This is a genomic window from Candidatus Thermoplasmatota archaeon, from assembly GCA_018814355.1.
GTDB lineage: Archaea > Thermoplasmatota > Thermoplasmata > UBA10834 > UBA10834 > COMBO-56-21.
In genome coordinates, this window is the sequence record JAHIZT010000109.1 from 1 (window position 1) to 14,229 (window position 14,229).

Below are 14,229 nucleotides of genomic sequence, written 5' to 3' on the forward strand. Positions count from 1 at the left end.
AGCCAGCGATGGCCGCACGGTCGGAGCCGAATGGAACGAGTCAGACGGGCGAATTGGCCTAGGCAGGTCACACTACCCGGAAATTGACAGAACCTCTTGAATACATTCAAATATCGTTCTCCCGATGGCATGCGAAGAGATCGAATGAAACCCGTCATCGACCCCAAGCTGTGCAAGGGGTGCAACATCTGTGTCTACATCTGCCCTAAGAAATGCTACTCAAAGGGCGCTGAGCTGTCGGAAATGGGGTACTTCGACGCCGTCGTGAGCGCCTCCGAGAAGTGCTACAATCACGACAGGGAGGGCAAGCTCATCTGCGAGCTCTGCATCCTCAGCTGCCCTGACCAAGCTATCTCATGGCACCCTGAGACAGAGGAGGAGAAGAGGAAATGAAGGCCCCGGCTGGAGAGTACTTCCTTCAGGGAAACGAAGCCTGCGTCGAGGGGGCGATGACCGCAGGGCTGAGATTCTTCGCTGGATACCCCATCACTCCATCGACGGAGATAGCTGAGGGCGTGTCTCGCAGGTTGAGGGGGAAGAACGGCGTCTTCCTTCAGATGGAAGACGAAATCGCGTGCATATCCGCAGTCATAGGCGCATCATGGGGGGGCGCAAAGGCGATGACTGCCACATCCGGTCCCGGGTTCTCTTTGATGCAGGAGGCCATCGGGTATGCGGCCATGTCGGAGACACCGGCTGTGATTGTCAACGTGATGAGGGGAGGGCCGTCGACTGGACAGCCTACTCGGGCGTCGCAGGGAGACATCATGCAGACGAAGTGGGGCTCTCACGGCGACTATCAGGTGATAGCATTCGCACCAGCCTCGGTTCAAGAGACTTTCGACCTAACGGTGGATTGCTTCAACTACTCGGAGAAGTACCGAGTACCAGCTTTTCTGCTCTCGGACGCCGAAGTCGGACACATGAGAGGGCTTTTGAAGATCCCCGAGAAGATAAAGATCGTGGACAGAAAAGAGAAGGGCATGAAGAGGACGGACGAGGCATACGACGTCCCAGACGACCTCGTGCACCCGTTCCCCAGCTTCGGCAAGGGCCACAAGGCCATGGTCACGGGCATGACCCACACGGACGCATCAAGGATCGAACCAGAAGACTTCAAGGTCCACCAGGACCTAGTCAAGAGGTTGTCCGAAAAGGTTCTCAGAAACAGGAAGGACATCAACAAATGGGAGCTCATGTGCCCGGGCTCGAAGACCATGATTGTATCGTACGGTTCTGCAGCCCTTGGCGGCAGAGAGGTGGCGGCGACGGACGGCACCGTCGGACTGCTAAGGTTGAAGAGCATATGGCCGCTGCCCGAAGAGCCCATCGCGGAGGTCGCATCCCAGTGCGAACAGATACTCGTATGCGAGATGAACCTCGGTCAGCTGTACCCGTCAATCAAGCGGATTGCCCTCGAAGCTGGATGTAGGAAGATCGAGTTCCTCTCGAAGATCGGCGGAGAGCCCCCTACCCCAGGCGAGATCAGGCACAAGCTGCGCGGCATGGGGGCGATCTGATGCAGATATTCGAATTCTATAGGAAGGACAGATGGCCGCATGTGTTCTGCCCTGGCTGCGGGAACGGAACTGTGATGAATTGCTTCTACAGAGCGTTCAGCGAGCTCGACCTGCCCCTAGATGGAACCGCCTTTGTAGGCGGCATAGGCTGTTCGTCCAGAATCCCCCTGTACATCAATTCAGACGCCCTGCACGCCACGCATGGCAGAGCCATCCCATTCGCAACTGGGCTGAAACTGTCGAAGCCCGAACTCAAGGTCGTCGTGTTCACGGGAGACGGCGACCTGGGAGCCATCGGGGGCAACCACTTCATCAATGGGTGCAGGCGGAATGTCGACATGACGGTCATATGCATCAACAACAACATCTATGGCATGACCGGAGGGCAGGCGTCGATCACCACGCCCCACGACTTCCAGTCGACCACGACCCCGTACGGGAACAAGGAATATCCGTTCGACTTGGCCGAGATTGCGGTCGCCGCTGGTGCGAACTATGTCGCAAGGTGGACTACCAGGCACGTCCACGAGCTGACGAAGTCGATGAAGTCCGCGCTCCAGAAGAAGGGGTTCACATTCGTCGAGATCGTCGCTCAGTGCCCGACTAACTTCGGCCGCAGGAACAAGATGTCCGATCCAGCCCAGATGCTTGACTGGTTCAAGACGAGCTCCGTGAAGCGTGACAAAGCACTCGCATCTGCGATGGACCACGTCGACCTGAATTTCGCAGGGCAGGTTTCTGTGGGAGAGTTCGTCGACCGAGACCGGGAATGCTACGAGGAGCTCATCGGGGTGGAGAAGCATGGATAGACAGATCAGGTTCACTGGGTTTGGCGGACAGGGCATCATCTTGATGGGCATCGTTCTGGCGAGAGCTTCCGCACTCTATGACAGACGAGTCGGTGAGGATGGAAAGGAGAGGCGCAAGACAGCCATTCAGACTCAATCGTACGGTCCCTCAGCGAGGGGAGGCCATTCCAAGTGCGACGTCAAGATCTCAGATGAGGAGATGCTCTACCCATTCGTCGAGGTCCCGGACTATCTCGTGGTCATGTCCCAGCAGGCATATTCAAAGTACATCCATGAAAGGAAGCCCGACACGAAGATCATGATTGACCCTGATCTCGTAGTCGATCGGCCCAAGGGGGATGTCTTCCATGTATCGGCCACAAAGGCGGCAGAGAGCATAGGGACACGCATAGTGGCCAACATCGTGATGTTGGGAGCGCTCAGGGAGATCTCCGATATTGTGCCATATCAGGCGCTGGAGAAGGCGCTCCTCGACGCACTACCTAAGGCCACGCACGATTTGAACAAGTCCGCGCTGAGTCTGGGCTCGAAACTCGGCCGCGAGGCCTTCGACAGCAGAGGCAAGAATTAAGGAAGCCGAGCACATTCGTCTATTGGGAGCGAGGAACTTGATTATCGAATCCGTGCTGAAGGAAGGTAGGAAGGCGCTCGCGGAGAACGAGGTCAAGGAGCTGCTTCGAGAGTCAGGGATTCCGACCACGGATTTCCAGGTTGTGGACAAGTTCGAGGACATAGACCTGAAGAAACTGAAGTCCCTCGTCGTGCTCAAAGTGTGCTCCCCGAACATTCTCCACAAGACGGACGTCGGAGGAGTTGTTCTGGACGTGCCGAAGGACCAGCTGGAGGAAGAGTTCAGGAAGATGAAGGAGAAGTTCCCGAACGACAAGATACTAGTCGAGTCTCACCAGGACCGAAGGGTCGAGGTGATAGTCGGGCTGATAGATGACCCAACGTTCGGGCTGACCGTCATGTTCGGGATTGGCGGCATCTATACAGAGGTCTACAAAGACGTGACATTCAGAATCGTCCCCATAAAGAAGGAGGATGCTGAGGAGATGCTGAAAGAAATCAAGGCCGCACCAATCCTTGAGGGGTTCAGGAAGATCAAGGTGGACAGGGACGCGATCATCAACATACTGATGAAGGTCTCAGCGTTGGGCGAGAAGTACATGGACAAGGTAGATCAGATGGACCTGAATCCTGTTTTTGTGAAGGAGAGGGGTGCCGTCGTTGTCGACGCCAAACTCCTGCTTAGATGAGGCTGTCTACTTGTGCTGCTGGATGAACTCGGGGTGCTCATGCTGATTGCCAAAGGCGGACGGAAGTTCGTAGGTCTTAGTGCAGCGGTCTCTGTGCTGACTCTGCCTTTCTTCGTCTATGTCGGCCTGGCGTTCGTGGTTCTTACATCGTTCTTCATCTGTGTGTTCCGGGACCCGAAAAGAGAAATCGGAAAGGGAATCGTGGCTCCGGCAGATGGAACCGTGAGAGAGGTTGACCACGAGAAGGGCTTGGTTTCGACCTATCTTGCACTCAGAAACGTCCATGTCACGCGAACCCCCATTGGAGGAGTCGTCCTGAGAACCACTCACCAGCAAGGGAGGCACTTGCCAGCGTTCACGAAATCGACCACCGACAACGAGAGAGTGGAGATATCAATCAAGACAAACATCGGAGAGGTCTCCATAATCGAAATGACCGGGGCAATAGCGCGTCGAATCGTCCCGTACATCAGGGAGGGCCAGAACCTCAACAAGGGTGAGAAGCTGAGCTTGATCAGGTTCGGATCTAGAGTGGACCTGTATCTGCCACCGTCATCGGTAAGAATCCTCGTCAGCAAGGGCCAGAGACTGCATGCAGGCGTCACTTGCATCGCGGAGGTATGCGATGGCAGCGTGGAGTAGGGTCTCGTTCGGAGACCTCTTCACGCTGGCAAACGGCGTCCTCGGATTCATCGCCATTACTTACATCCTCGACGAGAAGTTCCTCGCAGCGACCAGCCTTATTCTCCTATCGATGCTGATGGACGGCCTGGACGGATACATAGCGAGGAGATTCGGTAGCAAACACTCGATGGGACAAGTCCTGGATTCGATTTCAGACTCGATCTCGTTCGCCTTCGCCCCCGCGCTCCTGGTCTATGCGGAATTCCACGACCATATCGGTGGTCAAATCGAGAACGGGATCGTGCTTCTGTGCGCAGTCGCGATACTCGCCACAGGCCTTTTCCGATTGGCGAGGTTCAGCGCAGGAGGGTATCAGCTCCCTCACTTCGTGGGCATGCCGGCCCCCGCTGGAGCGCTCGTCATCGTGCTCATCTGTCTTCTCTTTGGAACCGCTTCGGGCGCTGAGCCTGACAAGTTCTACTACACGATCAGGGAGCTGCCTTGGCTTGTGCTCGGCTTCAGCTTCCTTGTCAGCTACCTGATGGCCTCGGAAATCCCGTATCCGAAGATGCAGGGAAGGATGGCCCTGGCAACGGGTTTCGCCTTGCTGCTGGCCGTGCTTCCCTCGATGACTGGCCTTGTTCTTGTCGCCAACCAACCCTTATATACAGCAACTTCACGTACTGCCACGGGCGTTGCGCTGGCATTGACGCTGGTCTACGTTTTCGGGGGGCCCTTATATGAGAAACTCCAGAGAGGCAAAGGCTGACCGCTTCTTCTCATGCACGGACTCAGAGAGGGCGGCTTTCGAGGCGGGAATAAAGATGGGCACAATATATCACCAATTCGTCGGGGTTCCGCTGAGCGTTCAGAACGTCGGGACGCTGGAAAAGGCTATCGAATCTGGAAGCAGAGTGCAACCGTTCGTAGAGAACGTCAGGGTCAGGATCGACAGGACTAGACTCAAGGACAAACGGGGCCAATACGACTACGTCTCCCTGACAGGTGACATGCTGGATGTCACGCTCGTTGTGAAGTACAAGACGGCCAGAGTCAGGGCTTCGATGAAGCTCATCGAGGAGATGAACTACCCGTTGATGTTCATCGAGGAGATCGAAAAGATCTGATGGGTTGCGCCCATGCGCGACGACCGTATCCTGGCTAGGATGTCGAAGATTTATGATATTCATCATATATTTGGATGACCATACAGGACGCGTTTGTGTGGCTGCGTGGTGACACTATGACGAGAGGCATAAAGGTAGGCATCACGGGGCTCCCGGGGGCAGGAAAGACACAGGCTCTCGTCAAGGTCATTGAGATGCTTGAGGAAGAGGGCCTCGTAGTCGGCGGCATGGTCACCGAGCCCATAATTGAGAATGGGAAACGAGTCGGGTTCTACGTCATGGATTGGAAGACCAAACGCAAGGCCGTGTTTGCCCACATCGAGACGGAATCCAAGTTCTACGTTGGCAAGTACGGGGTGAACCTTGAGAGCCTCGACACGGTCGGTGTCGAGGCTCTCGTCGACGCCAGCAAGAACGCTGATGTGATTGTAATCGACGAGGTGGGAAAGATGGAGGTTGAGTCGGAGAATTTCGTCAAGGCGGTGAAGGACGCCATGGAAGTGGACAAACCAATCATACTAACGCTTCACAAGAAATCCAGGAACCCATTGCTCCAGGACATCCGCAGGAGAGACGATGTCCGCATTCTGGAAGTCACCCCGATCAACCGGAACCTCTTGCCATACAAGATCATCAAATTGATGAAAGGCGAATACGTTTGATCCCTTCCGGTTTCGAGACGGTTAGAGAGGGGACGACAGACCTCCTCGTCCCAGAGAGCTTCTGCAAAAAGGGGCCCGGCACCAAGACTGGAGTTGTCTTCTACAACAGGCAGATGGAGTTCGGCAGGGACGTCTCAGTGATGCTGGGCCGAGAGGTTTTCAAAGAGGGACAGAGAATCCTGGACGGGCTTGCCGCAAGCGGTGCCAGAGGACTTCGGCTGGCGAACGAGTGCGGAGTAAGGGCAGACTTCACCCTCAACGATCGCGACCTCCGCGCTGCAGTCCTGATGAAGCAGAATACCGACATGAATAGCCTCAGGAATGTACAGATCCAATGCAGGGACCTCAGAGGTCTCCTGGCTGACGAGCAGTTCGATTACATAGACATCGATCCGTTCGGGAGCCCCGTCGACTTCATCGACTCCGCAGTCCAGAGCTGCAGGAACCGCGGTGTGTTGGCAATCACTGCGACTGACACGGCGCCCCTCTACGGGACATATCCCAAAACCTCTCTCAGGCGGTACGGGTCCATCTCAGCAAAATCGCCCTTCGCCCATGAGACGGGACTCAGGATACTCGTCGGATTCGTGGTCAGAGAGGCTGCAAAGCACGACCGAGCCGTAGAGCCGATCTTATGCTATCACGCCGACCACTACTTCAGATGCAATTTCAGGATAGTCAACGGCGCTGGGAGAGCTGATTCGGCACTCAAGAAGATGGGATTTGCCGGCTTTGACCGGGCAACCTTGAAGAGGTCTGTGAGCACCGATATGGTGCACGAGAATGATGCGGGGCCCCTCTGGATTGGAGACCTGTTCTCGAAAGAACTCCTCATGTCCATGAGAGCGACCGGCGACCTCGGCACGTCCACCAGGTGCTCCAGGATCCTCGAAACATGGAGAGATGAGGTCGACATGCCACCTCTGTTCTACGGGATGGACGAGCTGGCAAGGAAGACCAAGCTCGCTCCTCCCAAGCTGCTCGACTTCGTAGAGCACCTGCGAGATAGCGGCTCCCGAGCCTCAAGAACACATTTCGATCCAAAAGGTCTGAAGACCGACTTGACCGCCCCCATGCTCCTCAATCGATACAAGCGTCTCTCGAAGAAAAAATCCAGCAGACGCATCGTATCAAATGTTTAAATACGCGGGCTGGGCATGCTCTTACCGATAAGATGGCGTCATTGGTCGTGATAGGCTCTCAATGGGGGGACGAGGGCAAGGGAAAGATAGTCGATTTCTTGGCGAATGAAGCCGACTTGGTCGTCCGATTTCAGGGAGGCAACAACGCCGGACACAGTGTCAAGATCGGAGAGGAGTTGTTCGCGCTCCACCACGTCCCCTCAGGCATTCTAAGGCCTGGAAAGCTCGCGGTCATCGGGAATGGCGTCGTCATCGACCCAGGGGTCCTGATCAAGGAGCTGGAAGGCCTCGAATCACGAGGCGTCAGCGTAAGAAATCTGAGGATCAGCGACAGGGCGCATGTCATAATGCCATATCACCGACTCCTCGACGGTGCAGAAGAACGACTGAGGAAGGGCGCCAAAGTGGGAACAACGGGCAGAGGCATCGGACCATCGTACTCCGACAAGGCGTCAAGGCTGGGCATCCGGATGAACGATCTGACTGATGATGACGTGCTCCGAGAGAAGCTCGCATTCCTGGTACCTCTCAAACAGAGGATCCTGGATGCTTATGGAGACCCCACCAGACTGGACTTCGAGGCAATACATAACGAATACGCGCAATACGGACGTAGACTTGAGCAATATGTGACTGACACAGGCGTCCTGGTCGGAAGTGCGATGGCGAAAGGGAAGAAGGTGCTTTTCGAAGGGGCACAGGGGACGCTCCTGGACATCGACCACGGCACATACCCCTTCGTGACATCGTCCACCACGGTCTCCGGGAACGCCGCCTCAGGGTCCGGGATCTCCCCTCTCGACTTGGATGACGTCTACGGTGTTGTTAAAGCCTACACTACGAGGGTAGGCGAAGGTCCGTTCCCGACAGAGCTTTCCGATGATACGGGGAAACGGCTCGCAGAGAAAGGCGGCGAGTTCGGGACAACGACAGGCAGAGCTAGGAGATGTGGTTGGCTCGACTTGGTTGTCACCAAGTACTCGAGCAGACTCTCCGGGTTCACTGGCATCGCGATGACCAAGATCGATGTGCTCAGCGGATTCAATGAGCTTAAGATCTGCACTCACTATGGCTACAATGGAAAGAAGATCACCACCATTCCGTCGGATCTAAGGGTTCTCCAAGAATGTGAACCGAGATACAAGACTGTTGACGGATGGGACGAGCTGGATGAGACCAAGATGAAAAGAATCCTATCCAAGGGATTCGCAGAGCTGCCACCGAACATGAAGAATTACGTGAAGTTCGTGGAGAAGGAGATGGGCGTGCCCGTGGCAATTTTGGGTCTAGGAAGGAGAAGGCACGAGACGCTCGACCTGCGGAAGAAGAGGTGGAGGAAGCGCTGAGAAGCGCCCGCCAGCTTTGCCAGATCGTAGATCTGGCACACGAAAAGCATCCTCCCATCACCATTAAATAAGTCTCGAATCATCCAACCTCGGATGCGCCGGCTAATCATTAGCGAGAAAAATCTTGCCGCGCGGAGGATTGCTCTCATCCTCTCAGACAACACGCAGAAGAGTCGCAGTGTTGCCGGCAACCAGGTCCTCACTTTCAAGAAAGGAGACGACGACTATTTCGTCCTCGGACTAAGGGGACACATCATCATGCTTGACTACCCAGACAAGTACAACAACTGGGATGCCGTGCCTCCGAAGGACCTTGTTTATGCGAAGCCTGAGAAGAAGGTGGATCCGACAGCACGCAAGATAATGAACGCCCTCAAGGACCTCGCCACTGGTGCTGATGAGATCATCGTGGCTACGGACTACGACAGAGAAGGAGAGCTGATAGGGGTCGAAGCCCTGGAAGAGGCGAACGTCGACAAGAAGATTCGAAGGGCAAGGTTCAGCGCTCTCACAAAAGCCGAAATAGAGAGGGCGTTCGGTGAACTCGTTGACGTGGACTACAAGTTGGCGGCGGCAGCGGAGACTCGACAGCTTATCGATCTAGCTTGGGGCGCGTCGCTGACGAGGTTCATCTCTCTCGCGTCCGGACAGCTAGGCAAGGATTTCCTCTCAGTTGGCAGAGTGCAGAGCCCGACGCTCGCACTCATCGTGGATCGAGAGAGGGAGATAGAGGTTTTCAAACCCATACCATACTGGTTGGTCACAGCTGATCTGAAGAAGGACACGGAGTTCAAAGCCTCTCACAAAAACGGCAAGTTCCTCGACAGTGGGCTGGCACACGACGCGTTCGCGAAGGCCAAGCTAGCCAAGGCGGCCACAGTGAGAGAGGCGAAGGAGACCGAGAACAACGAGTGGGCGCCTGTACCGTTCAGTACAACTGCGTTCCTGATGGAGGCGAACAAGCTCGGGCTTACGGCTTCTCAGGCCATGAAGATCGCCGAGGACCTATACACGGGCGGTTACATTTCATATCCGAGGACGGACAACACGGTCTATCCACCGTCGCTGAGCTTGAGATCCATCCTTGAGAAGCTGAGGAAGTCAGAATTCGCAAGAGAGACAGAGGAGATACTTTCCCAGGAGAGTCTGCGGCCCTCGAGGGGCAAGAAGAGCACGACTGATCACCCTCCGATACACCCTGTTGAGGCGGCCACGAAGGGCGAGCTGAAGGGACACCACTGGGACGTTTACGAGTTGGTGACCAGGAGATTCTTGGCCACCTTGGCGCCCCCGTGCAAATCGATTACGACAATCGTGGAGCTCGATGTCGGTGGAGAGCCGTTCACCAGTGAAGGATACAACATAACATTCCCCGGATGGAGGAAATACTATCCTTACTACCGGGTTTCTGAAGTGACCCTTCCGCCGCTGAAGGTCGGCGACAGCGCACAAGTCCTGAGAGTTCATTCGACCGAGAAGAAGACCACTCCTCCCGATAGGTACTCGCAGGGAATGCTGATCAAGAAGATGGATGACCTAGGCCTGGGAACGAAGAGTACTCGACACGAGACAGTTCAGAAGCTATTCGACCGAGGATTCGTGAAAGGAGCGCGCATGATTGAGCCCACCGAAAGCGGCACAGCTGTGATTTCCGCGCTCCAGGAACACGCGAACGACATTACAAGCGTGAAAATGACCTCGCACCTCGAGACGGACATGGACAAGATCGCAGCGGGAGAGCTCGAGCAATCGGAGGTTGTCGAGGAAAGCCAGGCGATGCTGGATGACATAATGACGGTGCTCGAGAAGCACAAGAAGGACATCGGGGAGCACATCAGGAAAGCCCTGAGAGAGCAGCACACGCTCGGGCCGTGCATCAAGTGTGGAACCGGACAGCTGATGCATATCAAGATGAAGACCGGCAGTAGTTTTGCCGGCTGCTCGAACTATCCAGATTGCAGGAACACTTATCCCCTACCATACGGAATGCTCATCCTGCCGACTGAAGAGACTTGCAACGTTTGCGGCGCCCCAAAAGTCAAGACTGTCGCTCGGGGACAGGCCCCGATTGTGGTCTGCATAGATCCCAAGTGCCCAGGGGCTCAGAAGGAAAGGTTCGTGGGCAAGTGCCCGACCTGTGGTGGGGACCTGAGGACAATCCAATCGAAGAAGGGGAAACGATTCGCGGGCTGTTCGAACTACCCGAAGTGCAAGGTCATGTACCCGCTGCCCCAGCAAGGAAAGATCATTCCAACCGGGGAAACATGTGACGCATGCGGTTCCCCGATGATCCAGGTGCTCATGCAGAACAAAGGCCGTTGGACCCTCTGTTTGAACATGAGTTGCCCCAAGAAGGGGGAGAAGAAGGCCAAGAAAGACGCGACTGTGAAACCAATTCCTGGAAAATCCGGAACAGATGGTGCCGCCTGATCATTCTTTTGGCGGCGGCGGGACTTCCTCATCTTCCGTCACCGCGGGTTTCTCCTCTACGATCTCATCTACTTCGCCGGATAGCTCCATTGTCCTTGGAGATGCGGTGGTCTGTGGCATCCCGAGCTTCTTCTCAATCGCCTGAAGCCGCTTCATCACATCCCAGAGCGTGTACTTCTGTTCCTGGAAGCTCAAGGCGACTGTGAGAGCAGCGTCCACGAACAGCCAGGCGATCAATATCCACAGGAGGATCGTCAGAAGATCCCAAGTCCATTCGAATGCAATCTCGGTATTAAAGGCCTGAAGAGCCGCCTGGAGATCCGTCACGAGCTTGTCAGTATACAACAGAAGGACTATGGCGAGCACGACGAGGAACGCTGCCTTCACCCATCTGCTAGCCATCGGAGTAGTTACCTTGATGATCCCACCTTTGGCGAGAATGACATGCATGATATTTACAGATTGCCGTCAGCAGACAGGAAACATCCTAGGCCAACAGGAGATGCCGAACGGCGGGTCCATAATCGAAGGTCCTGAGCTCGGTGCATCGTTCCAGTGGGAAGAGCGTGATTTCTGGCTTCTCGTCGAACGCCTTCATCTTGGAGTACCACGCTAGAATGCCCTCAAGTTGCTGTGAGTAGTCCGTGTATTTCGCAAGCAGATAGTTCGCCACAGACTCATCCGCCTTCGACAGAGAGTAGAAGGATAGGTCGACACACTCCCTAGGCTGGCTCTTGAGTCTCTTCTCCCACGGCAGCTCCATATTGAACCAAGTGTGAGCAACCGCGCAGATCTCGAAGCCCCACTTGTACAGTCTCGGGATGCAAGCCGGAGTGAAAATGCCTTCCTCGAGCAGCTTGTTCCTTATGCGCGTGACAGCCTGTCGGGAGAGGCCGACGATGGACGATACCTCCCGGTCTGAAGCGCGCGGGTTCTCGATCGTTGCGACTAGCGTCAGTCTCTCAGTCTCGCTGAGATCCGCGGGTTCGGTTTCGACAGGGGTTGGAAGAGCACATTTCGGGGTTGGTACATCTAGCTGGAAGTGCCTGTGCACAATTGAGGCGAAGTTCGGTGCAAATGTCCCTCTCGAAAGTCCGTATGGAAAGACGGTGCTGAGCAGCTTCGCCTTTGACATGCGTCTGGAGCTCGCGAAGAATTTGTTGTGCGTCTGAATGAATGAATCGTACTCGGTCGCGTTCCTGAGCGCAGTATACAGAACCATGTTGCTACCACCTATCAGACCCTGAAACACTTGCGGGCTCTTGTTGCAGAACTCAAGATAGTGATTGATTCTCGCGTCCGATCTCTCGGAGGGCTCGACCGTGCCCATGTGAACGCCCACCATCTCGCAACCAAGCCTGTTGAATGCTGGAACGTTCACATATGTGATAGCACCAGCATCAAGAAGCCGGCGCCTAATAGATGCTACCGTGCCCTTCTTGAGACCGTAGAGATCCCCTATCTCCGCATCCGTCCGATTCGCGTTCTCAGTGAGTCCCAGGATGACTAGCATCTCGGACTCAAGAAACTTCCACATAGAGGGGTGAATTGGCATATTTCAATTAAAGTTATCCCTTTTGCTCAAATGCCACCCTATTGCCCAAGAGAACTAGCAAGAATGCAACAATCGTTCCTTGTGAATGAGAAGCGTTATAAGACGCTTAGTTGGATGAGGGTCGTTGCCATTTTGGCGAACACGCTCTTTTAGAGGAAGAGGAGAGGTGTGACCAAAGGGTGATGCCCAACTGCGGTGGAGTCCCCTCCACCCTTTTTTTCTATTCGATGAAGGCGAGTTCGTGCTTCCATTCACATGAGGTTGGCACAAACATTCGACAGTATACCGTTCGAGCTAGCAGAACGTGACAGAGAGATCATCACGCCTTCTTGGTCTCTCTCGTCTTGATCCTGAGGCCTTTGTATCCGCACTTCCTGCACCGGGTCGCCCTGATCGCGTTCCTAGCGTTGCAGTTCATGCAAATCTTCTTGATGAGGTTCCTTGCCTCCGCCTCGGGAAATCTTGCCATTGCCTGTCCTCTGGCGCCTCAAAAGGGAATGCCGTATTTAACTGTTGTGTAAAGGTGTCTCTAGCGTGCAACCATGTGAACGAAACGCTGGCACCTCTCTATTTGGGCTTCTTGCCCTCGTGAGCAAAGTGAGCCAATAGCGCTTCCAACTGTATCCTGTCGCTGGCTCCTGAGACCATTCTGAACTCCGCTTCGCCAACCCGGTCAATCAGCCTTATCTTCGATTCCTCACTGACGGGTAGGTCGAAGACAGCTCGGTGTATCCCCGAGACTATGTCCTCGCCTGAGAGGCCATGTCTTACAATCAAATCGTCCAATCGAGAGCGAGCCGCAGTGAAGTTCCCTGATAGAGCTGTCGTCAGAAGGTCTTGGACCTCAGACGGCCTGATGTTCTCTGTGGATTCGAAAACCGCGTCCTCGTCCACGCGCCTGCCGAGGGAAGCTGAAACCTGCAGAATATTCGTCGCTTTCCTAAGGTCGCCAACCGCAAGCTCGCATATCGACACAAGACCGTCATCAGTCAAGTCGACACGCTCCGACGCAGCGACAAGCCTCAGATATGACTTCACATCGGCCTCTCCGAGAGCCTTGAACCTGAAGACAGCGCACCTGGACTGGATCGGTTCGATTATCTTCGAGGAGTAATTGCAGGAGAGAATGAATCTACATGTCTGCGTGTAGCGCTCCATAGTCCTTCTCAGGGCGGCCTGTGCATCAGACGTGAGCGAATCGGCCTCATCCAGGAATATGATCTTGAAATCCGCAGATCCAAATGACGCAGCTCTAGCAAAGTCCTTGATTTTTCCACGGACGATATCTATGCCTCGTTCGTCGGATGCGTTCAGCTCGATCAGGCAGTCTCGCCATTGCTCGCCGTAAAGCTCCCGACCGAGCGCGATCGCGCAGGTGGTCTTTCCTGACCCCGCAGGACCCGCGAAGAGCATGTGCGGCATGCCGCGTGTCTTCACATAGGCGGACAGACGCTCGACAATGTGCTTCTGTCCTATGATATCGGAGAGTTTCTTAGGCCGATACTTCTCCACCCAGACGTCCTGCATGTGACCTCTAGTTTCTCGAATGCACTATCCTTACATAAAGCCTCCCGAGGACGGAGGATCACTTTCGGAAAAGACCTTAGTGATTGAATGGCATCGGGACAATGACAGGGAGGTGCTTGAGATCCCGCGATTGAAACTGCCCAAGAGCAAGAAACGCAAGGTCATGGAACACATCAGCAGGCATAGGAAGGGAAGGCCGAGCAAGAGGTAGAACGCTGATTCGTAGAG

Annotated in this window: 16 protein-coding genes; 12 read left to right on the forward strand and 4 right to left on the reverse strand. The window is 55.0% G+C overall.

Going from position 1 to position 14,229, the window contains the following annotated elements; all coding sequences use genetic code 11:
* Positions 1–144 precede the first annotated feature (144 nt).
* The 12 genes from KJ653_07865 (at position 145) to KJ653_07920 (ending at position 10,919) form a co-directional block, all read left to right on the forward strand.
* Positions 145–393 carry a ferredoxin family protein gene (locus KJ653_07865; GenBank protein MBU0685744.1) on the forward strand — a complete coding sequence of 83 codons (249 nt, stop codon included), beginning with the start codon at positions 145–147 and terminating at the stop codon, positions 391–393.
* Positions 390–1,520: a 2-oxoacid:acceptor oxidoreductase subunit alpha gene (locus tag KJ653_07870; GenBank protein MBU0685745.1), complete on the forward strand. Its 1,131-nt coding sequence runs from the start codon at positions 390–392 to the stop codon at positions 1,518–1,520. The genes KJ653_07865 and KJ653_07870 overlap by 4 nt, the downstream gene beginning before the upstream one ends.
* Positions 1,520–2,329, forward strand: a complete 810-nt coding sequence (locus tag KJ653_07875; protein ID MBU0685746.1) for a 2-oxoacid:ferredoxin oxidoreductase subunit beta — start codon at positions 1,520–1,522, stop codon at positions 2,327–2,329. The genes KJ653_07870 and KJ653_07875 overlap by 1 nt, the downstream gene beginning before the upstream one ends.
* Positions 2,322–2,900: a 2-oxoacid:acceptor oxidoreductase family protein gene (locus KJ653_07880; GenBank protein ID MBU0685747.1), complete on the forward strand. Its 579-nt coding sequence runs from the start codon at positions 2,322–2,324 to the stop codon at positions 2,898–2,900. Before KJ653_07875 ends, KJ653_07880 begins: the two co-directional genes overlap by 8 nt.
* A 37-nt stretch (positions 2,901–2,937) precedes the next feature.
* Positions 2,938–3,588, forward strand: coding sequence for an acetate--CoA ligase family protein (locus KJ653_07885; GenBank protein MBU0685748.1), 651 nt, complete (start codon positions 2,938–2,940; stop codon positions 3,586–3,588).
* 39 nt (positions 3,589–3,627) lie between these two features.
* Positions 3,628–4,230 (forward strand): phosphatidylserine decarboxylase, encoded by a 603-nt coding sequence (locus KJ653_07890; protein ID MBU0685749.1) that lies wholly within the window; start codon positions 3,628–3,630, stop codon positions 4,228–4,230.
* On the forward strand, positions 4,214–4,981 hold the full coding sequence (gene pssA / locus KJ653_07895; GenBank protein MBU0685750.1) for a CDP-diacylglycerol--serine O-phosphatidyltransferase: 768 nt from the start codon (positions 4,214–4,216) through the stop codon (positions 4,979–4,981). The genes KJ653_07890 and pssA overlap by 17 nt, the downstream gene beginning before the upstream one ends.
* Positions 4,953–5,339 carry a dihydroneopterin aldolase family protein gene (locus tag KJ653_07900; GenBank protein ID MBU0685751.1) on the forward strand — a complete coding sequence of 129 codons (387 nt, stop codon included), beginning with the start codon at positions 4,953–4,955 and terminating at the stop codon, positions 5,337–5,339. Before pssA ends, KJ653_07900 begins: the two co-directional genes overlap by 29 nt.
* Before the next feature lie 116 nt (positions 5,340–5,455).
* A complete protein-coding gene (locus tag KJ653_07905; GenBank protein ID MBU0685752.1) occupies positions 5,456–6,001 on the forward strand; it encodes an NTPase in 546 nt (181 codons plus the stop codon).
* Complete coding sequence (locus KJ653_07910; GenBank protein MBU0685753.1) at positions 5,998–7,143, forward strand: tRNA (guanine(26)-N(2))-dimethyltransferase; 1,146 nt, start codon at positions 5,998–6,000, stop codon at positions 7,141–7,143. Before KJ653_07905 ends, KJ653_07910 begins: the two co-directional genes overlap by 4 nt.
* Positions 7,144–7,175: 32 nt before the next feature.
* Complete coding sequence (locus KJ653_07915; GenBank protein MBU0685754.1) at positions 7,176–8,489, forward strand: adenylosuccinate synthase; 1,314 nt, start codon at positions 7,176–7,178, stop codon at positions 8,487–8,489.
* Between the two features lie 93 nt (positions 8,490–8,582).
* Positions 8,583–10,919, forward strand: coding sequence for a DNA topoisomerase I (locus KJ653_07920; protein MBU0685755.1), 2,337 nt, complete (start codon positions 8,583–8,585; stop codon positions 10,917–10,919).
* Here KJ653_07920 and KJ653_07925 read toward each other — a convergent pair whose 3' ends face one another.
* The 4 genes from KJ653_07925 to KJ653_07940 all read right to left on the reverse strand — a co-directional run bounded on the left by KJ653_07925 (position 10,920) and on the right by KJ653_07940 (position 14,001).
* Positions 10,920–11,369: a hypothetical protein gene (locus KJ653_07925; protein ID MBU0685756.1), complete on the reverse strand. Its 450-nt coding sequence runs from the start codon at positions 11,367–11,369 to the stop codon at positions 10,920–10,922.
* A 37-nt stretch (positions 11,370–11,406) separates the two neighbouring features.
* On the reverse strand, positions 11,407–12,456 hold the full coding sequence (locus tag KJ653_07930; protein ID MBU0685757.1) for a winged helix-turn-helix transcriptional regulator: 1,050 nt from the start codon (positions 12,454–12,456) through the stop codon (positions 11,407–11,409).
* 337 nt (positions 12,457–12,793) lie between these two features.
* The gene (locus KJ653_07935) at positions 12,794–12,943 is read right to left on the reverse strand and encodes a 50S ribosomal protein L40e (GenBank protein ID MBU0685758.1); all 150 of its coding nucleotides are present in this window, start codon (positions 12,941–12,943) and stop codon (positions 12,794–12,796) included.
* A 98-nt stretch (positions 12,944–13,041) separates the two neighbouring features.
* Positions 13,042–14,001, reverse strand: a complete 960-nt coding sequence (locus KJ653_07940) for a replication factor C small subunit (protein MBU0685759.1) — start codon at positions 13,999–14,001, stop codon at positions 13,042–13,044.
* Between the last annotated feature and the right edge of the window lie 228 nt (positions 14,002–14,229).